Source organism: Stenotrophomonas sp. IS26 (assembly GCF_054188265.1).
Genome location: NZ_JBSZJV010000022.1, coordinates 17771 through 37738 on the forward strand (window position 1 = coordinate 17771; position 19968 = coordinate 37738).

The 19968-nt window shown below is 66.8% G+C and carries 14 protein-coding genes; 13 read left to right on the forward strand and 1 reads right to left on the reverse strand.

Going from position 1 to position 19968, the window contains the following annotated elements:
* The first annotated feature begins 120 nt into the window (after nt 1-120).
* The 6 genes from ACW6W5_RS15550 (at nt 121) to zipA (ending at nt 7178) form a co-directional block, all read left to right on the forward strand.
* Nucleotides 121-459, forward strand: coding sequence for a HesB/IscA family protein (locus ACW6W5_RS15550; RefSeq protein ID WP_019184349.1), 339 nt, complete (start codon nt 121-123; stop codon nt 457-459).
* Between the two features lie 167 nt (nt 460-626).
* A complete protein-coding gene (rpsF, locus tag ACW6W5_RS15555) occupies nt 627-1067 on the forward strand; it encodes a 30S ribosomal protein S6 (RefSeq protein ID WP_019184348.1) in 441 nt (146 codons plus the stop codon).
* A gap of 11 nt (nt 1068-1078) precedes the next feature.
* Nucleotides 1079-1309, forward strand: coding sequence for a 30S ribosomal protein S18 (rpsR, locus tag ACW6W5_RS15560; RefSeq protein WP_002804494.1), 231 nt, complete (start codon nt 1079-1081; stop codon nt 1307-1309).
* A 154-nt stretch (nt 1310-1463) separates the two neighbouring features.
* Nucleotides 1464-1916: a 50S ribosomal protein L9 gene (gene rplI, locus ACW6W5_RS15565; protein ID WP_121037848.1), complete on the forward strand. Its 453-nt coding sequence runs from the start codon at nt 1464-1466 to the stop codon at nt 1914-1916.
* Between the two features lie 973 nt (nt 1917-2889).
* Nucleotides 2890-6393 (forward strand): chromosome segregation protein SMC, encoded by a 3504-nt coding sequence (gene smc / locus ACW6W5_RS15570; protein ID WP_152153353.1) that lies wholly within the window; start codon nt 2890-2892, stop codon nt 6391-6393.
* Nucleotides 6394-6440: 47 nt separating this feature from the next.
* Entirely contained in the window at nt 6441-7178 is a 738-nt protein-coding gene (gene zipA / locus ACW6W5_RS15575; RefSeq protein ID WP_121037842.1) for a cell division protein ZipA, read from the forward strand.
* 33 nt (nt 7179-7211) lie between these two features.
* On the opposite strand, the gene ACW6W5_RS15580 is transcribed toward zipA, so the two are convergent.
* Nucleotides 7212-8333 (reverse strand): pyridoxal phosphate-dependent aminotransferase, encoded by a 1122-nt coding sequence (locus tag ACW6W5_RS15580; RefSeq protein WP_152153351.1) that lies wholly within the window; start codon nt 8331-8333, stop codon nt 7212-7214.
* Between the two features lie 126 nt (nt 8334-8459).
* Here ACW6W5_RS15580 and ligA point away from each other — a divergent pair, with 126 nt between their 5' ends.
* The 7 genes from ligA to ACW6W5_RS15615 all read left to right on the forward strand — a co-directional run bounded on the left by ligA (nt 8460) and on the right by ACW6W5_RS15615 (nt 19967).
* Nucleotides 8460-10922 (forward strand): NAD-dependent DNA ligase LigA, encoded by a 2463-nt coding sequence (gene ligA / locus ACW6W5_RS15585; protein ID WP_152153350.1) that lies wholly within the window; start codon nt 8460-8462, stop codon nt 10920-10922.
* Nucleotides 10923-10936: 14 nt separating this feature from the next.
* Complete coding sequence (locus ACW6W5_RS15590; protein WP_121037835.1) at nt 10937-11422, forward strand: GNAT family N-acetyltransferase; 486 nt, start codon at nt 10937-10939, stop codon at nt 11420-11422.
* Nucleotides 11419-12363, forward strand: a complete 945-nt coding sequence (epmA, locus tag ACW6W5_RS15595) for an EF-P lysine aminoacylase EpmA (protein WP_121037832.1) — start codon at nt 11419-11421, stop codon at nt 12361-12363. Before ACW6W5_RS15590 ends, epmA begins: the two co-directional genes overlap by 4 nt.
* 109 nt (nt 12364-12472) lie before the next feature.
* Nucleotides 12473-13195 carry a DUF3011 domain-containing protein gene (locus ACW6W5_RS15600; RefSeq protein WP_121037829.1) on the forward strand — a complete coding sequence of 241 codons (723 nt, stop codon included), beginning with the start codon at nt 12473-12475 and terminating at the stop codon, nt 13193-13195.
* Nucleotides 13196-13238: 43 nt separating this feature from the next.
* Nucleotides 13239-14300 (forward strand): S-methyl-5-thioribose-1-phosphate isomerase, encoded by a 1062-nt coding sequence (gene mtnA, locus ACW6W5_RS15605; RefSeq protein ID WP_121037826.1) that lies wholly within the window; start codon nt 13239-13241, stop codon nt 14298-14300.
* A 272-nt stretch (nt 14301-14572) separates the two neighbouring features.
* Nucleotides 14573-17272, forward strand: a complete 2700-nt coding sequence (gene gyrA, locus ACW6W5_RS15610) for a DNA gyrase subunit A (protein ID WP_121037823.1) — start codon at nt 14573-14575, stop codon at nt 17270-17272.
* A gap of 202 nt (nt 17273-17474) precedes the next feature.
* Nucleotides 17475-19967, forward strand: a complete 2493-nt coding sequence (locus ACW6W5_RS15615) for a membrane-bound PQQ-dependent dehydrogenase, glucose/quinate/shikimate family (RefSeq protein ID WP_152153348.1) — start codon at nt 17475-17477, stop codon at nt 19965-19967.
* The last annotated feature ends 1 nt before the right edge of the window (nt 19968 follow it).

A 19968-nucleotide genomic window follows, 5' to 3' on the forward strand; every position in this document is an offset into this window, starting at 1 on the left:
CTTGCGAGGCATTTCTCGCGTCCCCCGGGGCTGCGCGCCGTGTGAACCGCAGCTGCGGCCGCCGAGGCCGGGCCGCGCCATACCCTCTATAATGATCACGATCCGCTGGAGTTGCCTGTCATGGCCGTAAGCCTTACCCCTGTTGCCTTTGCCCGTGTGCAGAAGTTCGTCGAGCAGACCCCCGGTGCGCTGGGCCTGCGTTTCGGCGTGACCCGCACCGGCTGTTCCGGCTGGGGGCACATCACCGATCTGGCCCGCGATGAGCGCGAAGGCGACACCGTTTTCGAGCAGGACGGGGTCCGCATCTATGTGGATGCCACCAGCCTGGAGCTGGTGGACGGCACCGAGATCGACTTCGGCAAGCACGGCCTGAGCGAGACCTTCACGTTCAGGAACCCGAACGCGACCGCGGAATGCGGCTGCGGCGAGAGCTTCACGACCGAGGCCGACAAGGCCTGATCGCCTGCGCGCCGGGCCTGTTCCGCCCGCCCGGCTTGCCTGCAACCCCTTCTGCTGCCACAATGCGCGGCTTCCTGCCTGATTCCGGGCAGGACCCTTGCCCCACCGCGTTCACCTGCGGGGGGCTGTCCGGCCCTCAAAGGGCCACATCCGAAAGGTAAAAACACATGAGTCGTCATTACGAAGTCGTGTTCCTGGTCCATCCGGACCAGAGCGAACAGGTCCCGGCCATGATCGAGCGCTACAAGGCGCTGGTCGAGAACGGCAACGGCACCATCCATCGTCTGGAAGATTGGGGCCGTCGTCAGCTGGCTTACCCGATCCAGAACCTGGTGAAGGCCCACTACGTCATGCTCAACATCGAGTGCGACCAGGCCGTGCTGAGCGAGCTGGTGGAAAGCTTCCGCTTCAACGACGCCGTGCTGCGCAACCTCGTCATCAAGCGTGACGAAGCTGACACCGAGCAGTCGCTGATCATGAAGAGCAAGGACGAGAAGGGTGACAAGCCCGAGCGTGGCGAGCGTCGTCGTCGTGATGACGAAGAAGGTGAAACCACCCCCGCCGCCGCTGACACCGATGCCGGCGAAGACGCCGCTTCGGCCGCTTAAGGAGCACTGACATGTCCAAGTTCTTCCGTCGTCGCAAGTTCTGCAAGTTCACGGCCGAAGGTGTCAAGGAGATCGATTACAAGGATCTCAACACCCTGCGCCAGTACCTCACCGAGAACGGCAAGATCGTGCCGAGCCGCGTGACCGGTACCAAGTCGAAGTACCAGCGCCAGCTGGCAACGGCCGTCAAGCGCGCCCGTTTCCTGGCCCTGATTCCGTACACCGACAACCACGACGTCTGATGAAGGCTGGCGACTTCGAGTCGCCGCTTTCGCGGATCCGGCCGCCCGCGCTGTAAAGCGTCGGGCGGTTTAAGGATTCGCCGTTCGGATATTCGGACAGCCATCCGCTGCGGGGCCTGAGCCTCGCTAACGAATACATATTTGGAGCTACACCATGAAGCTGATTCTTCTTCAGAAGGTCACCAACCTCGGCGGTCTGGGCGATCTGGTCGACGTGAAGCCGGGCTACGGCCGCAACTTCCTCGTCCCGACCGGCAAGGCCGTTCCGGCCACCGCGACCAACGTGGCTGAGTTCGAAGCCAAGCGCGCTGATTACGAAGCCAAGGCCCAGTCGATCCACGCTGACGCCGAAGCCCGCAAGGCGAAGCTGGAAGGCAAGAGCGTCACGATCGCTGCGAACGCGTCGACCGAAGGCAAGCTGTACGGTTCGGTTGGCCCGCGCGATATCGCCGAAGCCTTCACCGCTGTCGGCCTGCCGCTGGAAAAGAGCGAAGTGATCCTGGGCGAAGGCGCGTTCCGCAACGTGGGCGAGTACGAGGTGACTGTTCACCTGCACGCCGACGTGGAAACCACCGTCAAGGTGGTTGTGGAAGCCGAAAAGGCCTGATCCCTGCCGAAAGGCGGGAGTCACTGAAACGGGCGCCCGCGAGGGTGCCCGTTTTTGTTTTGGGGCGACTGCAGCAGCAACGGCAAGGCCGCTTGCGACTGTGGCGCCAACGCCAACGCCAACGGCATGGCGCCTTCAGGGTACGGGTGGGAGGGCGCCGGGTAGCCCGGCCCGGGACCCGCCGTGAACCCATCCATGGGGGCTCGTAATGCGCCATCCATGGCGCCTTACGGTCCCGGGCCGGGCTACCCGGCACCCTCCAGCGTGGTTTCCGGTGTGGCGGTTGGGAGGGCAGGGCAACCTCAGCGTTCCAGGGCAGGCGGGCTCTGCGCCATTGGATAGACGGCCGGCTTGGGTAGATCCACGCCATGCGTGGATGCTTTGGGTTCCAGGTACGGCCCCAGCCACGCATGGCGTGGCTCTACCCCCGTTCCGGCGCGTCGGCGATGGAGGGTCAGCTCGCCCAGCTCGCCCAGCTCGACCAGCTTGGCCAACTCGGCCAGCTTGGGTCCGGTCCCAGCTGTTCCGGGCTGTTGCGCCTTGGCTGTTGCGCCTTGGTTGTTCTGCCTTGGCTGTTCCCCCGCACACCAGCCCTCTGTCTACGGGATGGCGTGGGTGGGGTGGCGGGACCGTAAGGCGCCATGGATGGCGCATTACGAGCCCCCATGGACGGGTTCACGGCGGGTCCCGCGACCCCACCCACGCCGCCCCGCCTCGGGTTACCCGAAAATGTGGCTTCGGCTTCGGCTTCGGCTTCGGCTTCCGCTTCCGCTTCGGCGTTGGCCCCAGCTCCAGCTGCCACCAGGTCCAACCCCCGCAGCCCGCCGAACACCCGCCCCGTTATACTCAGGCTATCGCGTCGCCCCCGGGGCCATTGAAACCCTGCAACATCAATGGTTTGAAGGGTAAATCCGCTCCGTAATCCACCATGGTGGGGGTCGCTTCAGGCCTTCGCCCGGAAAACCATCACGCCATGCGTCTGTCCACGATCAAGCTGTCCGGATTCAAATCCTTCGTCGATCCGACCACGCTGCACCTGCCGACCAACATGACCGGCGTGGTGGGGCCCAATGGCTGTGGCAAATCCAACATCATCGACGCCGTGCGCTGGGTCATGGGCGAAAGCTCCGCCAGCCGCCTGCGCGGCGACTCGCTCACCGACGTCATCTTCTCCGGCTCCTCCGCCCGCAAGCCCGTTTCGCAGGCTGTCGTCGAACTGATCTTCGACAACACCGACCACACCATCACCGGCGAGTACGCCTCGTTCAACGAGATCTCGGTGAAGCGTACCGTCAGCCGCGATGGCAGCAGCAACTACTACCTCAACGGCACCAAGTGCCGCCGCCGCGACATCACCGATCTGTTCCTCGGCACCGGCCTGGGGCCGCGCAGCTACTCGATCATCGAGCAGGGCATGATCAGCAAGATCATCGAGGCCCGGCCCGAAGACCTGCGGGTGTATCTGGAAGAAGCCGCCGGCATCTCCAAGTACAAGGAGCGCCGCAAGGAAACTGAAACCCGCATCCGGCATACCCGCGAAAACCTGGATCGCCTGGGCGACCTGCGCGAGGAAATCGGCAAGCAGCTCGAACACCTCAAGCGCCAGGCGCGCCAGGCCGAGCAGTACCAGGCGTTGCAGGAAGAGCGCAAGGTCAAGGATGCCGAGTGGAAGGCGCTGGAGTACCGCGGCCTGGATGGGCGCCTCGGGGGCCTGCGCGAAGCGCTGTCGCGCGAGGAAACGCGCCTGCAGCAGTTGATCGCCGAACAGCGTGACGCCGAAGCCCGCATTGAAACCAGCCGCCTGCGCCGCGAAGAAGCCTCCGATGCGCTCAACACCGCGCAGGCCGAGGTGTACCAGGTCGGCAGTACGCTGGCGCGCCTTGAGCAGCAGATCCAGCATCAGCGCGAGATGTCGCAGCGACTCAACAAGGCGCGCGATGAAGCCCAGCAGGCACTGGCCGATCTGGGCCAGCACATCAGTGGCGATGAGGCCAAGCTGATGGTGCTGCGCGAGGCGGTCGATGACGCCGAGCCGCGCCTGGAGCAGCTGCAGGAAGAGAACGAAATCAAGCAGGAAGCCCTGCGCGACGCCGAGGCCCGTCTGGCCGATTGGCAGCAGCGCTGGGAAGCCCATACCCGCAATACCTCGGAAGCCTCGCGCGCCGGTGAAGTTGAACGTACCCGCGTGGACTATCTGGACCGCCAGGTGCTGGAAGCCGACCGCCGCCGCGAGTCGCTGCAGGCCGAGCGCACCGGGCTGGATCTGGACGCATTGGCCGAGGTGTTCGAGGAGCTGCACATCCAGCACGAGACCCAGAAGGCCTCGCTGGACACGCTCAACGAACAGGTGGAAGAACGCAAACTTGTCGTGGCCGGGCTGCAGGATCGCCAGCGTACCGGCCAGACCGAGCTGGCCGAGATCCGCAAGCAGGCCCAGGCCGCACGCGGCCGTTTGTCCTCGCTGGAAACCCTGCAGCAGGCCGCGCTGGGCCAGGAGCAGGGCGCTGCGGTGGCATGGCTGAAGGCACGTGGGCTGGATTCCGGCGCGCGCGTCGGTGAGCGCCTGACCGTGGAGAGTGGCTGGGAAAACGCCGTGGAAAGCGCGCTCGGCCAGCTGATCGAAGGCGTGCTGGTCGATGCACCGGAATCGCTGGTGGACGCACTGGGCGAACTCGGCGAAGGCCGCATCGCGCTGGTCTCGGCCGAGCAGGCCGCGCTGGACGTCGCGCCGACCTCCTTGGCCGCGAAAGTGCAGGGCCCGACCGCGATCCGTCGCCTGCTGGCGCGCCTGCATGCCGCCGAGGATCTCGAGGCCGCGCGTGCACTGCAGGCGACGCTGGGTGAGGGCGATTCGGTCATTACCCGCGGTGGCGAGCGCTTGGGCGAAGGTTGGGTGCGCGTGTCGCGCTCCGGCGCGGCCAAGCAGGGCGCGCTGCTGCGTGAGCGCGAGATCGTCACCCTGCGCGAGCAGATTGAAACCCTGCAGGACCGCGAAGCGGCCCTGGAACAGCAGTTGTCCGGTTTCCGTGACCAGTTGCTGGCGGGTGAGCAGCAGCGCGAAGACGCGCAGCGCCAGCTGTACCTGGCGCATCGCAGCGTGTCCGAACTCGGCGGTCAGCTGCAGAGCCAGCAGGGCAAAGTGGAGGCCGCACGCACCCGCATCGATCGCATCGAAGGCGAGCTGGTGCAACTGCTGGAAACGCTGGATGCCGGCCGCGAGCAGGTGCGCGAAGCGCGCGCGCGGCTGGACGATGCGGTCACCAGCATGGGCGATCTGGAATCGGTCCGCGCCGCGCTGGAGGGCGAGCGCCGCCAGCTCACCGATGCGCGCGATCAGGCGCGCGACCAGGCGCGCAACGTACGCGAGGCGGCGCACTCGCTGGCACTGACCCTGGAATCACAACGGGCGCAGATCGCCTCGCTGAGCCAGGCACTGGAGCGCATGAGCACGCAGCGCGGGCAGCTGGATACCCGCTTGGGCGAACTGCACTCGCAGCTCGACGAAGGCGATTCGCCGGTCAAGACGCTCGAAGCCGAACACCAGAACGCGCTCGGCGAGCGCGTGCGTGCAGACCGCGTGCTCGGTGAGGCCCGTACGCTGCTGGATGGCATCGATGCCGAGCTGCGCACCTTCGAACAGACCCGCCATCAGCGCGACGAACAGGCGCTGGCGCAGCGCGAGCGGATTTCCCAGCGCAAGCTGGATCAGCAGGCGCTGGTGCTCAGCGCCGACCAGCTGTCGGCCTCGGTGGAGAAGGCCGGGTTCGTGCTGCAGGACGTGATCAACGGCCTGCCCGAGGATGCGCGCATCACCGACTGGGAGCAGACGGTCCATCAGATCGACGGCCGCATGCGCCGCCTGGAGCCGGTGAACCTGGCCGCCATCCAGGAATACGGCGAGGCCTCGCAGCGTTCGGAATACCTGGACGCCCAGAACACCGACCTCACCACCGCGCTGGAAACCCTGGAAGACGCGATCCGCAAGATCGACCGCGAGACCCGCGGCCGCTTCAAGGACACCTTCGACCGGGTCAATGCCGGCGTGCAGCAGCTGTATCCGCGCCTGTTCGGTGGTGGCCACGCGTATCTGGAATTGACAGGTGAAGACCTGCTCGACACCGGTGTTGCGATCATGGCGCGGCCGCCGGGCAAGCGGGTATCGAGCATCTCGCTGCTGTCCGGTGGCGAGAAGGCGATGACCGCGGTGGCGCTGGTGTTTGCGATCTTCCAGCTCAACCCGGCGCCGTTCTGCCTGCTGGACGAGGTGGACGCGCCACTGGACGAAGCCAACGTCGGCCGCCTGGCCAACATGGTCAAGGAAATGAGCGAGAAGGTTCAGTTCCTGTTTGTGAGCCACAACAAGGCCACGATGGAGGCGGCGCACCAGCTTTCCGGCGTGACCATGCGCGAACCGGGCGTCAGCCGACTGGTCAGTGTCGACCTGGAGGAAGCCGCACGATTGGCGGGCGCGGCGTGACGTGCCATCCTTAAGTACCTGAATGATTTAGCCGGAGAACCTCCCGAATGTCCGACATGGCACTGCTCCGCATCGGCATCCTGGCCGCCGGCCTGCTGTTGATCGCTGCGATCTTCCTGTTTGGCCGTCCGAAAAAGAAAATGCAGGGCCGCCGCGTCGAGGGTGCCGAAGGCACCAACGGCCAGCGCCGCGAGCCCGTACTGGGCGAGGGCGAGATCCCGGCCGACGGCGCTGCGCCCGTGGTGGGCGAAGACGGCGTGACCCAGCCCGAACTCGGCCTGCCCGAGGTGGATGCCGGTCCGGCCAGTGACCTTGGCAAGCGCACCACCCAGGATTTCGACAAGATCGTCTCGCTGTTCGTGGCCGCCCGTGCCGGTGAGCAGCTGCGTGGCGAAGACATCGTCGTCGCTGCGGAAAAGACCGGCCTGGTGTTCGGCCACATGAATGTTTTCCACCGTCTGGTCGAAGGCCACCCCGAGCGTGGCCCGATCTTCTCGATGGCCAGCATCATGAAGCCGGGCAGTTTCGACATGGCCAACATCCGCGAGATGGAAACGCCGGCGATCGCCTTCTTCCTGACCCTGCCGGCCCCGCTGACCGCGCTGGACGCCTGGGAAAAGATGCTGCCGACCGTGCAGCGCATGGGCGAACTGCTCGATGGCGTGGTGCTCGATGACAGCCGCAACGCCCTGGGTCGCCAGCGCATCGCGCACATCCGCGACGAACTGCGTGCCTACGACCGCCAGCACCAGGCCCCGCCGCTGACCAAAGCACCGCGTTGGTGATCATGTAGAGCCGACCAACGGTCGGCGCTACATTTACCCGTTGCGGCTGACCACCGCCTCGAACGCCTCACGGAACCGGGCCATCTCGGCCTCGGTGCCGACCGTTACCCGCACCCGCTGCGGCCAGATCGACCAGCTGCGGCCGATGACCACGCCGCGCTCGGCCATCGCCGCGGAAAATGCTGCGCCGTCGCGCTGCACATCGACCACGAAACAGTTCGCTTCGGAAGGCACGCAGGTAAAACCGCGCTTGCCCAGCCAGCCGATGGTCTCCTGCCGCACCACGGCATTCTCTGCGTTGCGCTGTGCAATCAACCCGGGATCGCGCAGGCTCGCCAGCCCGGCGGCCACCGCCGTAACCGGCAACGGGTTGTCGCCCAGGCTGGCCAGTTCCTTCAGCCGATCCGGATGCGCAGCCGCCACACCCAGGCGCAGGCCGGCCATGCCGTAGAGCTTGGAGAAGGTGCGCAGCACGATCACGTCATCGCGCTGCATCACCTGGGCGATCACCGAGCGTTGTTCGCTGTACTGCAGGTAGGCCTCATCGACCAGCACCCGGGTCTGCGCAGGCTTGTTGGCCAGCAGCCAGGCGATGTCGGCCGCCGGGGTGATCGAGCCGGTGGGATTGTTGGGGTTGCATAGGTACAGCAAGCCGGCATTGACCGTCGCGGCAGCCGCCGCCATCGCACGCACGTCGTGTGCCCCGTCCGCGCGCAGCGGTACCTTGGCCACCGCGGCCCCACGCGCAGCGGCAAGATCGCCCAGCGCCTCGAAGGTGGGATCAGCGACCACCAGCCCCGCGCCAGGCGAGGTCCAGAGCACTGCCGCCCGGTTCAGTGGCTCGCTGGAGCCCGGATACAGCCGCACGTGATCCTTGCCGATGCCTTCCTGCTGGGCGAACAGGTCGCGCAGCTCGCCGGCCAGCGCAAACAGATACCGCCCGCTGCCGGCGACGATGTCGCGCGCCGCGGCCTGCGCGGCGGGCGCTGGCCCATACGGGCATTCGTTGAAGTTCAGCAGCACCGGTCCTGCGCTGGCGGGGAGTGCGCGCGACGGCGCGGCCGATGCAGGCAGTGCGCCCAGGCCGGACAACGCCAGGCCGGTACCGGCCAGTTGCAGGAACGAGCGACGGGAAGCGACGAGGGCAGGGGTCACGGGGCACCGGAAACAAGGGGTTTGGCGCACGCTAGCGCCACGGCGGATCGGCGGCAAGCGTTCTTCACTGCGCGCAGGAGCGGGGGGAGGGGTAAAATTGAATGCCCCACCAGGATCGCCTTCCGCATGACCCCCAGCCCCGCCGCACGTGCCGACGTCCTGCGCCGCCAGATCGGGGAGGCCGGCAAGGCCTACCACGAGCGCGATGAGCAGCTGATTCCCGACGTCGAGTACGACCGGCTGGTGCGCGAGCTGGAAGCGATCGAGCAGGCGCACCCGGAGCTGGCCGTGGCCGACTCGCCGACCCGGCAGGTCGGTGGCAAGGCCTCCTCGCGTTTCGCCGAGGTCCGCCATGCGGTGCCGATGCTGTCGCTGGGCAATGCCTTCAGCGATGAAGAAGTCCAGGATTTCGTGCGCCGCATCAGCGAGCGCCTGCGCCGGAGCACGCTTTACTTCTCCGCCGAACCCAAGCTCGACGGCCTGGCGATCAGCCTGCGCTACGAGAATGGCCGCTTCGTCCAGGGCGCAACCCGGGGTGATGGCGCCACCGGTGAGGATGTCAGTGCCAACCTGCGCCAGATCAGCGTGATCCCGCAGGTGCTCAAAGGCGAGGGCTGGCCCGGGGTGTTGGAAGTACGCGGCGAGGTCTATATGGCCCGCGCTGATTTCGAGGCCTACAACGCCGATGCCCGGCTGCATGACGGCAAGGTGCTGGCCAATCCGCGCAACGCCGCGGCCGGCTCGCTGCGCCAGCTGGATCCGAAGATGAGCGCCAGGCGCAAGCTCAGTTTCTACGCCTATGGCATCGGCCAGGTCGACGGCGGTGAACTGCCGCCCACCCACTCGGCCACGCTGGCCCAGCTGCGTGCATGGGGCTTCCCGGTCAGCGACCTGTGCCAGGTGGTGGAAGGTGCGGACGGGCTGCTGGCCTATTACCGTGACATTGGCGAGCGCCGCGATGGCCTGGCCTTCGATATCGACGGGGTGGTCTACAAGCTCGATGACCGCGCCGGCCAGGAACAGATGGGGTTCGTCGCGCGTGCCCCGCGCTGGGCGATCGCGCACAAGTTCCCGGCACAGGAGCAGACCACCACGGTGGAGGCGATCGAGATCCAGATCGGCCGCACCGGCGCGGCGACCCCGGTGGCGCGCCTGGCACCGGTGGCCGTGGCCGGCGTGATCGTGTCCAACGCGACGCTGCACAACGCCGACCAGATCGCGCGTCTGGATGTCCGCGTGGGCGATACGGTGATCGTGCGCCGCGCCGGCGATGTGATCCCGGAAGTGGTCAGTGTGATCGCTGATCGCCGCCCCGCCGGTACCACGCCGTGGCAGATGCCCTCGCAGTGCCCGGTGTGCGGTTCGGAGATCGTCCGCGAAGAGGGCGAGGCCGCCTGGCGCTGCTCGGGTGAGTTGAGCTGCCCGGCGCAGCGCAAGGAAGCCATCGCGCACTTCGCCTCGCGCCGTGCGATGGATATCGACGGATTGGGCGGCAAGTACATCGAGACGCTGGTCGATGCCGGCATCGTGCGCGGCGTGTCGGATCTGTACCGTCTGCAGCGCGATCAACTGCTGCAGCTCAAGCTGGTGCTGGATGCCGAATCGCCCGAGGCGCTGGCCAGCCAGATCGGCCTGCATCTGCCGCCGGAAGGCAGTGGCGACTATCTCCGCGGGCTGCTCAAGCTGGATGGCAGCGATGCGGGATGGCGCGCGCAGGCGCTGGCGATGCCGGCCACGTTCACCTGGAACACGAAGAAGATCGCCACCAAGTGGGCCGACAATCTGATCGGCGCCATCGACGCCAGCCGTACCACCACGCTGGAGCGCCTGTTGTTCGCGCTGGGCATCGAGCATGTCGGTGAAAGCACCGCCAAGGCCCTGGCGACCTGGTTCGGCGATCTGCAGCTGATCCGCCACCTGCCGTGGCCGCTGTTCAAGCGCGTGCCCGATATCGGCGGCGAAGTCGCGCGCTCGCTCGGCCACTTCTTCGAACAGGCCGGCAACCAGGAGGCGATCGATGCCCTGCTGCAGGTCGGTCAGGTGCGCATCAGCGATGTGCACCCGCCGATCGCCAAGCTGCGCGAGGGTCTGGATTTCGCGCAGTTGTTGGTCGAGGCGGAGATTCCGGGCATCACCCGCCTGCGCGCCGAGAAGCTGGTCGCCGTGCTGCCGGACGCTGCCGCGCTGCTGGATGCCGAGCCGGTACGCTTCGTGGCCGCCGGCCTGCCCAACGAGGTGGCCATGGGCCTGGCCGACTGGCTGGACAGCGAGGGCCACGGCCCGATGCTGCTCAAGGCCGAGGAGTACCGCCAGAGGCTGCTGGCGCTGGCGCCGGAACAGGCCGAGCAGGCAGCAGGTCCGCTGGAGGGCCAGACCGCCGTGCTGACCGGAACGTTGTCGCAGATGAATCGCGATGAGGCCAAGGCGCGCCTGGAAGCGTTGGGCGCCAAGGTGGCCGGCAGTGTGTCCAAGAAGACCTCGTTCGTGGTGGCGGGCGCCGAGGCCGGCTCCAAGCTGACCAAGGCGCAGGAGCTGGGCGTGCCGGTCTGGGACGAAGACCAGCTGGTCGCTTTCCTCGCGCAGCATTGAACAAGAGAGATCGCATGCAGACCATTCCCCTTGATTTCCGCCTGGCCACCGTGGCTGACACCGCGCTGTTGATCGGGCTGATGCGTGATTTCTACGCCGAAGATAAACTCGATTTCGACGACACCCGGGTCCGCAATGCCTTGGCCGCACTGCTGGAAGATCCGCGCAATGGCGAAGTGTTGTTGTGGCTGGACGAGGCGGGCGCTGTGGTGGGTTATGGGGCGCTGGCGATGGGCTTCAGCCTGGAGCAGGGCGGTCATTTCGCGCTGCTGGACGAGCTCTACCTGGCCCATGCCGCGCGCGGCAGAGGGCGCGGCAAGCAGGCGCTGGCGATTCTGGAGCAGCGTGCCAATGCGCGGGGCGTGGAACGCATGCGCCTGGAGGTAAACCACCACAACGAACTGGCGCGCCGGTTGTACCTGGCCACCGGCTATGTGGATGACACCCGCGATCTGCTCACCCTGCCGTTGGCCCAGCGCCTGAAGGACGCGCGCGCATGATCGCCGCGCTGCGCCAGCGTGCCGCGCTCAACGCGCTGATCCGCAGCTTCTTCGCCGCGCGCGATGTGCTGGAGGTGGAAACGCCGATCCTCTCCGCCGCCGGCAATACCGAGCCGAACATCGACAGCTTCCACACCCGCTTCAGCGGGCACGTGGATGCAGGCACGCCGCAACGCTGGCTACGCACCTCGCCGGAGTTTCCGCTCAAGCGGCTGCTCGCCGCCGGGGTGGGGGACTGTTACGAACTCGGCCGCGTGTTCCGTAATGGCGAGGCCGGTGGCCGCCACAACCCCGAGTTCACCATGCTGGAGTGGTATCGGGTCGGCTGGGATCAACGCCGCTTGATGGGCGAGACCGCCGAGCTGGTGCGCGCCGCGCTGCAGCTGGTCCAGCGCGAGGCCACGTTGGAGGTGATCGATTACCGCGGTCTCTACCAGCGGCACATCGGGCTGGACCCGTTCCAGGCCAACCTGGAACAGCTGCAGGCGCCGCTGGCCGAGATCCGCATCGATGCCGATGGGCTCACCCGCGACGATTGGCTCGATCTGCTGATGACCCACTGCATCCAGCCGCACTTCCGTGACGACACCATGACGGTCGTGCATGACTGGCCCGCGACCCAGGCGGCACTGGCCCGGATCCGTCCCGGTACACCGCCCCTGGCCGAGCGTTTCGAGCTGTACCTGGGCAGTGTCGAACTGGCCAATGGCTATCACGAGCTGAACGACGCGGTTGAGCAACGCGCGCGTTTCGAGCGCGACCATGCGATACGCACCGCACGTGGCGACGTGCTGCCGCCGCTGGATGAACACCTGCTCGCAGCGCTGCCGGACCTGCCCGATTGCGCGGGTGTCGCGGTCGGTGTGGACCGCTTGTTGATGGCGATGAACGGCACCGGCCGGATCGCCGATGTGCTGGCTCTGGATTTCGCCCACGCCTGAGGCGTTTTGACGCATTCGCGTCTTGCGCGGCCTGCATGATGATGCTCTGATCACACCGGATGTCCGAAGGTGGTCAGGTGATCGTTCAGGCGTGGCAGGGATCGAGTTGATGAAGCTGTTGGTAGGCGCGGGCATGCCCTTGTGGCCGGTGTTGCTGTGGACTGCGCTGATGCCGGAGACGGCCCTCGCGCAGGCGGGCGGCTATGCCGGCGAAGTGGTGCGCTGCGAATCGCGCGATATGGGATGGGTGCACTGCGATATTCCCACCGAGCGCGGCGTGGATCTGATCCGCCAGCTGTCCGACAACAGTTGTGTGCGTGGCTCGGAGTGGGGCACCGATCGCTCCGGCGTCTGGGTCACCTTGGGCTGCCGCGCTGAGTTCCGCGCGCGCACGGCCGTTGCCGCCACCCGCGCCGATGGAGAGCGTCGCACGCGCCGCGTCGTGCGCTGTGAATCCAATGGCCGCCCGCAGAGCTGTCCGGTGGTGTTGCAGGGTGCGCCGGTGCGCCTGCTTCGCCAGCTCACCTCGCTGCCGTGTCGCGAAGGTCACAGCTGGGGCTACCGCCGCAACGAGATCTGGGTGACCCGCGGTTGCCAGGGCGAGTTCGAGGTCGGTGCCGCCGATGGCAGCGGCTTCCTCAACGTGCCACGCATTCTCGTCTGCGAATCCAAATCCCGTCAGCGCCGCTTCTGTGGCGCCGGGATCACCCACGGTGCCACGCTCAACAAGCAGCTCTCCGGCACGCCCTGCGAGCAGGGCAGCAGTTGGGGCTGGGACAGCCGCGGGGTGTGGGTGGACAAGGGCTGCCGCGCCGAGTTCGCGGTCAACTGAGCACGCGATTCCGCCCGCATCGGCGCGCCGCTACAATGGGCCGATGAACGCATCCACCGATATCGATTACGCCCGTTACGACCATATCCGCCCGATCCTGTGGACCGGCGAGAGCCTGCAGCTGCTCGACCAGCGCAAACTGCCGTTCATTGTCGAGCACGTGGAGTGCCGCGACAGCGATGCAGTCGCCGAGGCCATCCACGCGCTGACCGTGCGCGGCGCGCCGGCCATCGGCATTGCGGCCGCCTGGGGTGTGGTACTGGCGGCCAACGAGGTGCAGGCCGATGATGGCGCCCAGGCGCTGCTGAAGCTGGAACCGGCGCTGCAGCGCCTCAATGCCTCCCGCCCGACCGCCGTGAATCTGGCCTGGGCGCTGGCCCGGATGCGCCGCGCGCTGGCCCCGGCTGGTGCCGACTGGCAGCAGGTGCTGGCTGCCGAGGCGCAGGCGATCGCCGAGGAGGACCTGGCTGCCAACCGTCACATGGGCGCGCTGGGCGCTTGCTTGATCGAGGCGGGCAGCGGCGTGCTGACCCACTGCAACACCGGCTCGCTGGCCACCGCCGGCTTCGGTACCGCGTTGGGCGTGATCCGTGCCGGCATGGCCCAGCACCGCATCGCCCGCGTGTTCGCCGGTGAGACCCGGCCGTGGCTGCAGGGCGCGCGCCTGACCGTGTGGGAGCTGCAGCAGGACGGCATCGACGCCACCCTGATCGCCGATTCGGCGGCCTCGCACCTGATGAAGACCGGTGCGGTGCAGTGGGTCATCGTGGGTGCGGACCGCATCTGCGCCAACGGGGATACCGCCAACAAGATCGGCACCTACCAGCTGGCCATCGCCGCCCGCCACCACGGCGTGAAGTTCATGGTGGTGGCGCCTTCCTCCACAGTGGACATGGACACCGCCGACGGCGAGCAGATCGAGATCGAGCAGCGCGACCCGGGCGAGCTGTACGGCGTGGGCGGCACCCGCACCGTGGCCGAGGGCATCGCCGCCTGGAACCCGGTGTTCGATGTCACCCCGGGCAGCCTGATCGATGCCATCGTGACCGAACGCGGGGTGATCCTGAGCCCGACAGTGGCCAACATGCAGGCCGCCTTCGGCTGAGGCCTGCTGCGGCCCGCGCCACGACCAAGGGTCGTGGCCTGCCCGGTAGCGGCCAACCGTTGGTCGGTACCGCCGATGAGCATGGGTCGGTACCCACCCCAGCGTCCGGCAACGCCCTCGTAAGTTCCTGATTCTTGCCGGTAAAACCCCCGTAAAAGCAGGCGGAGAACGGCCTGCTGTGGTAGAATCCAACGGTTAATCGAGATTCCGGCGCAACTGCCCCGAAAGGGCGGTCGTGACGGACTGGACCGCTACCAGACAACGGAACCCGAATGGCAGAAACCGCCAAGGAAATCATCCAGGTCAACCTGGAAGACGAGATGCGCAAGAGTTACCTCGATTACGCGATGAGCGTGATCGTGGGGCGCGCACTCCCGGATGCGCGCGATGGCCTCAAGCCGGTGCATCGCCGCGTGCTGTTCGCGATGAGTGAACTCAACGCGCACGCCAACAAGCCTTACTTCAAGTCGGCGCGTATCGTCGGTGACGTCATCGGTAAGTACCACCCGCATGGCGATCAGTCGGTGTACGACACGCTGGTGCGTCTGGCGCAGCCGTTCTCGCTGCGTTACATGCTGGTCGATGGCCAGGGTAACTTCGGCTCGGTCGACGGCGACTCCGCCGCTGCGATGCGATACACCGAAGCCCGCATGTCCAAGCTCACCCATGAGCTGATGGCGGACATCGAGAAGGAAACGGTCGATTTCCAGCCCAACTACGACGAGAAGGAACTGGAGCCGACGGTCATGCCGACCCGGTTCCCGAACCTGCTGGTCAATGGTTCGGCCGGTATCGCGGTGGGCATGGCGACCAACATCCCGCCGCACAACCTGACCGAATCGATCAACGCCTGCATCGCGCTGATCGACAATCCCGAGATCGACGTCGACGGCCTGATGGAGTTCATCCCGGGCCCGGACTTCCCGACCGCAGGCATCATCAACGGCACCGCCGGCATCGTTGCCGGGTACCGGACCGGTCGTGGCCGTGTGCGCATCCGCGCCAAGGCCGAGGTCGAAGTGGCTGACAACGGCCGCGAATCGATCATCGTGACCGAGATCCCGTACCAGGTGAACAAGGCCCGGTTGATCGAGAAGATCGCCGAGCTGGTCAAGGAAAAGAAGCTCGAAGGCATCAGTGAACTGCGCGATGAGTCCGACAAGGACGGCATGCGCATCTTCATCGAGATCAAGCGTGGCGAGTCGGCGGAAGTGGTGTTGAACAACCTCTACCAGCAGACCCAGATGGAGTCGGTGTTCGGCATCAACATGGTGGCGCTGGTGGATGGCCGCCCGCAGTTGATGAACCTCAAGCAGATGCTCGAGGCCTTCGTGCGTCACCGCCGCGAAGTGGTCACCCGCCGCACCGTGTTCGAGCTGCGCAAGGCGCGTGCCCGTGCGCACGTGCTGGAAGGCCTGACCGTCGCGCTGGCCAACATCGACGAGATGATCGAACTGATCAAGACCTCGCCGAACCCCACCGAAGCGCGCGAACGCATGCTCGCCCGCCTGTGGGAGCCGGGCCTGGTCGGCTCGATGCTGGGCGCCGCCGGTGCCGAAGCGTCGCGTCCGGATGATCTGCCCAAGGGTGTGGGCCTGCTCGAGGGCGGCTACCAGCTGACCGAGATCCAGGCGACCCAGATCCTGGAAATGCGCCTGCATCGCCTGACCGGGCTGGAGCAGGACCGCCTGACCGACGAGTACAAGCAGCTGCTGGAAGTGATCGCCGGGCTGATCGAAATCCTGGAAGATCCCGACCGTCTGCTGCAGGTCATCCGCGAAGAACTGATCAACGTGCGTACCGAGTTCGGTGACGAACGCCGCACCGAGATCCGCCACAGCGAAGAAGACCTGGACATCCTCGACCTGATCGCCCCGGAAGACGTGGTGGTCACCCTGTCGCACGCCGGCTATGCCAAGCGCCAGCCGGTCAGCGCCTACCGGGCCCAGCGCCGCGGTGGCCGTGGCCGCAGCGCCGCGTCGACCAAGGAAGAGGATTTCATCGAACAGCTGTGGCTGGTCAACACGCACGATACGTTGCTGACCTTCACCAGTGCGGGCAAGGTATTCTGGCTGCCGGTGCATCAGCTGCCGGAAGCCGGTTCCAACGCCCGTGGCCGCCCGATCATCAACTGGATTCCGCTGGAAGCCGGTGAGCGGGTGCAGGCCGTGCTGCCGGTCCGCGAGTATGCCGAAGGCCAGTTCGTGTTCTTCGCCACCCGCAACGGCACCGTCAAGAAGACCCCGCTCAGCGAGTTCGCCTTCCGTCTGGCACGCGGCAAGATCGCGATCAACCTCGATGAGGGTGACGCGCTGGTCGGCGTCGGCCTGACCGACGGTGAGCGCGACATCCTGCTGTTCGCCTCCAACGGCAAGACCGTGCGCTTTGGTGAGGACAAGGTCCGCTCGATGGGCCGTACCGCTACCGGCGTGCGCGGCATCAAGATGCCCAAGGGCGAGGAAGTGGTCAGTCTGATCGTGGCCGAGAGTGCGGGCGGCAGTGAAGACGAGAACGAGGATGAGAGCCAGGTCGACGAGACCGTGATCGACAGCGGTGATGCCGTGATCGAGAACGGGGCTGACGATGACAACGCGCTGTACATCCTGACCGCGACCGAGAACGGCTACGGCAAGCGCACCCCGCTGCCGGATTACCCACGCAAGGGCCGTGGCACGCAGGGCGTGATCGGCATCCAGACCACCGAGCGCAACGGCAAGCTGGTGCGTGCGGTGCTGATGGGGCCGCGCGACGAAGTGCTGCTGATTTCCGATGGTGGCACCCTGGTGCGCACCCGTGGTTCGGAAATCTCGCGCGTCGGCCGCAACACGCAGGGCGTGACCCTGATCCGTCTGTCCAAGGAAGAGAAACTCCAGGCGGTGGAACGCATGGACGCCTCGCTGGACGAGGGTGTGGAAGAAGAGACACCGGCAGCCATCGAGGCCAGCCCGGCAGTGACACCCCCGGAGGCGTAAGCCCTGCCAGTGGGAGTCACACGGAGAACGCCGGCACACGCCGGCGTTTTTCGTTGTGGGGCAGGGGCTTGCCGGGTTTCATCGTCGGCTGTGCCGACGTTGGCGACCGCTGCAAAGAACGCGCAACGTTCACGACCCCGGTGGGATAAGAGCCGCGGGGCCGGCAGCAATGTCGGCGATCTTCGCGCTCCAGGAGAGACCGATGTCCACCACGACGCAGACCCGCCGCCCCCGCCATTGGCTGGTGGCTGTGCTGGCCATTGTCATTCTGTTGCTGGGGGTTGTATTCACCGCAGGGGGCGCTTGGCTCGCCAGCCTCGGTGGTTCCTGGTACTACGTGCTGGCCGGTGTCGGCCTGTTGATCTCTGGCGTACAGCTGTGGCGGGGCCGTTACAGCGGCGCGCTGTGGTTTGCGCTGGTGTTCGTCGGCACGCTGCTGTGGACATGGTGGGAGTCGGGCAGCAACTACTGGCGCTGGGTACCGCGCCTGGGCCTGATCGTGGCCATCGGCTTCGTGCTGTCGCTGCTGTTGCCCACGCTGGATCGCCCGGTCTCACGCAAGGTCTCGCGTGGCATCGCCGGCGTGCTCGCGCTCGTGTTCGTCGCGGCCTTCACCCTGGCCTTCGTGCCGCACGGCGTTACCGCCGCCGAGGGCGCGTTCCCCGAACCGATGACCAGCACCGGCCTGGCACCGACCGCCGATGCGCCCCTGCAGCCGGCCGACCGCCCGGTGGATGGCGACTGGGCCGCCTATGGCCGCAACAATGCCGCCACGCGCTTCTCGCCGCTGCAGCAGATCACCCCGGATAACGTGGCCAAGCTGGAGCAGGCCTGGTTGTTCCGCACCGGTGATCTGCCGGAGAAGCGCTGGGGCGCGGAAACCACGCCGCTGAAAGTCGGCGATAGCCTCTACCTGTGCACCGCGCGCAATCAGCTGGTCGCGCTTAACGCGGCCGATGGCACCGAGCGCTGGCGCTACGACCCGAAGATCAAGGACACGTCCATTCCGTACACCGCGGCCTGCCGTGGCGTCTCCTATTACGAAGTGCCGGCCACCGCGCAGGACACCGCGCTGAACGATGTCGCCGCCGATCTTGCCGTCCCCAGTGGCGTGCCGGTGCTGACCCAGGTGCCGCGCGGCGCCTGTGCCGCCCGCATCATTGAAGGCACCCTGGATGGCCGCCTGATCGCGGTCGATGCCGCCACCGGCAAGCTGTGCACAGGCTTCGGCAACAACGGTCAGGTGGACATCACCGTTGGCATGGGCGACAGCCCCGCCGGCTATGTCTCCATCACCTCGCCGCCGGCGATCGTGCAGGGCGTGATCGTGACCGGCCACCAGGTGCTGGATGGCCAGCGCCGCGACGCCCCCTCGGGCGTGATCCAGGCCTACGATGCCGTGACCGGCAAGCTGCGCTGGGCGTGGGATATGGTCCGCCCGGAACGCAACGGCGCACCGCCGGCCGGCGAGACCTATACCCGCGGCACCCCGAACATGTGGACCACCGCGACCGGTGACGACGAACTCGGCCTGGTCTACCTGCCGATGGGCAACTCGGCCGGCGATTACTGGAGTGGCTCGCGCACCGAGAACGAAAACAGATACGCCACGTCGCTGGTCGCCATCGACGTCAACACCGGCAAGCCGGCCTGGCACTTCCAGGCCGTGCGCAAGGACGTCTGGGATTACGACATGGGTTCGCAGGCGACCCTGATCGACTACCCGACCGCCGCCGGCAAAGTCCCGGCGCTGCTGCTGCCGACCAAGCAGGGCGACATGTACATCCTCGACCGCCGCACCGGCAAGCTGCTGACCCCGGCCGAAGAGCGCAAAGTGCCCACCGGCGGCGTCGAGCCGGAGCAGCGTTCCCCGACCCAGCTGTTCTCGCTGTATCACACGCTGCGCAAGCCGGACCTCACCGAGCGCGACATGTGGGGCATGACCCCGATCGATCAGCTGGTGTGCCGCATCCAGTTCCGCGAGGCCAGCTACGAAGGTTTCTACACCCCGCCGACCGCGGACCGTCACTCCATCGAATATCCCGGCTACAACGGTGGCTCGGACTGGGGCAGCGTGGCCGTGGATCCGCGCCGCGGCGTGATCGTGGCCAACTACAACGACATGCCCAACTACAACCGGCTGGTGCCGCGCGAAAAGGCGGACAAGCTGGGTTGGGTGCCGCGCGAGGAGATCACCGCCGACAAGGGCGGTGCCGAAGGCGCAGGCGATCCGCAGGTGGGCACGCCGTACGCCATCGACGTCAACGCTGGCTGGCGCCTGCCGTTCACCAAGCTGCTGTGCAAGGAGCCGCCGTACGGTGGCATCCGCGCGGTCGACCTGCGTACCGGCAAGACCCTGTGGGACCGCCCGTTCGGCAGCGCCCGTGGCAATGGCCCGTTCGGCATCCGCTCCGGCCTGCCGATCGAGATCGGCACGCCGAACAACGGTGGCTCGGTGGTCACCGCCAGCGGACTGATCTTCATTGCGGCCGCGACCGACGATCTGCTGCGCGCGATCGACCTGAAGACCGGCAAGGAACTCTGGCACGCCAAACTGCCGGCCGGTGGGCAGGCCAACCCGATGATCTATGAATTTGGCGGGCGCCAGTACGTGGTCATCATGGCCGGTGGCCACCACTTCATGGAGACCCCGGCCGGCGATTACGTGATCGCTTACGCGCTGCCCAAAGGGTGAG

Bases quoted from the DNA above. Each gene is read 5' to 3' on its own strand.
- ACW6W5_RS15550 (WP_019184349.1), top strand. From the start codon at position 121: ATGGCCGTAAGCCTTACCCCTGTTGCCTTTGCCCGTGTGCAGAAGTTC.
- rpsF (WP_019184348.1), top strand. From the start codon at position 627: ATGAGTCGTCATTACGAAGTCGTGTTCCTGGTCCATCCGGACCAGAGC.
- rpsR (WP_002804494.1), top strand. From the start codon at position 1,079: ATGTCCAAGTTCTTCCGTCGTCGCAAGTTCTGCAAGTTCACGGCCGAA.
- rplI (WP_121037848.1), top strand. From the start codon at position 1,464: ATGAAGCTGATTCTTCTTCAGAAGGTCACCAACCTCGGCGGTCTGGGC.
- smc (WP_152153353.1), top strand. From the start codon at position 2,890: ATGCGTCTGTCCACGATCAAGCTGTCCGGATTCAAATCCTTCGTCGAT.
- zipA (WP_121037842.1), top strand. From the start codon at position 6,441: ATGTCCGACATGGCACTGCTCCGCATCGGCATCCTGGCCGCCGGCCTG.
- ligA (WP_152153350.1), top strand. From the start codon at position 8,460: ATGACCCCCAGCCCCGCCGCACGTGCCGACGTCCTGCGCCGCCAGATC.
- ACW6W5_RS15590 (WP_121037835.1), top strand. From the start codon at position 10,937: ATGCAGACCATTCCCCTTGATTTCCGCCTGGCCACCGTGGCTGACACC.
- epmA (WP_121037832.1), top strand. From the start codon at position 11,419: ATGATCGCCGCGCTGCGCCAGCGTGCCGCGCTCAACGCGCTGATCCGC.
- ACW6W5_RS15600 (WP_121037829.1), top strand. From the start codon at position 12,473: ATGAAGCTGTTGGTAGGCGCGGGCATGCCCTTGTGGCCGGTGTTGCTG.
- mtnA (WP_121037826.1), top strand. From the start codon at position 13,239: ATGAACGCATCCACCGATATCGATTACGCCCGTTACGACCATATCCGC.
- gyrA (WP_121037823.1), top strand. From the start codon at position 14,573: ATGGCAGAAACCGCCAAGGAAATCATCCAGGTCAACCTGGAAGACGAG.
- ACW6W5_RS15615 (WP_152153348.1), top strand. From the start codon at position 17,475: ATGTCCACCACGACGCAGACCCGCCGCCCCCGCCATTGGCTGGTGGCT.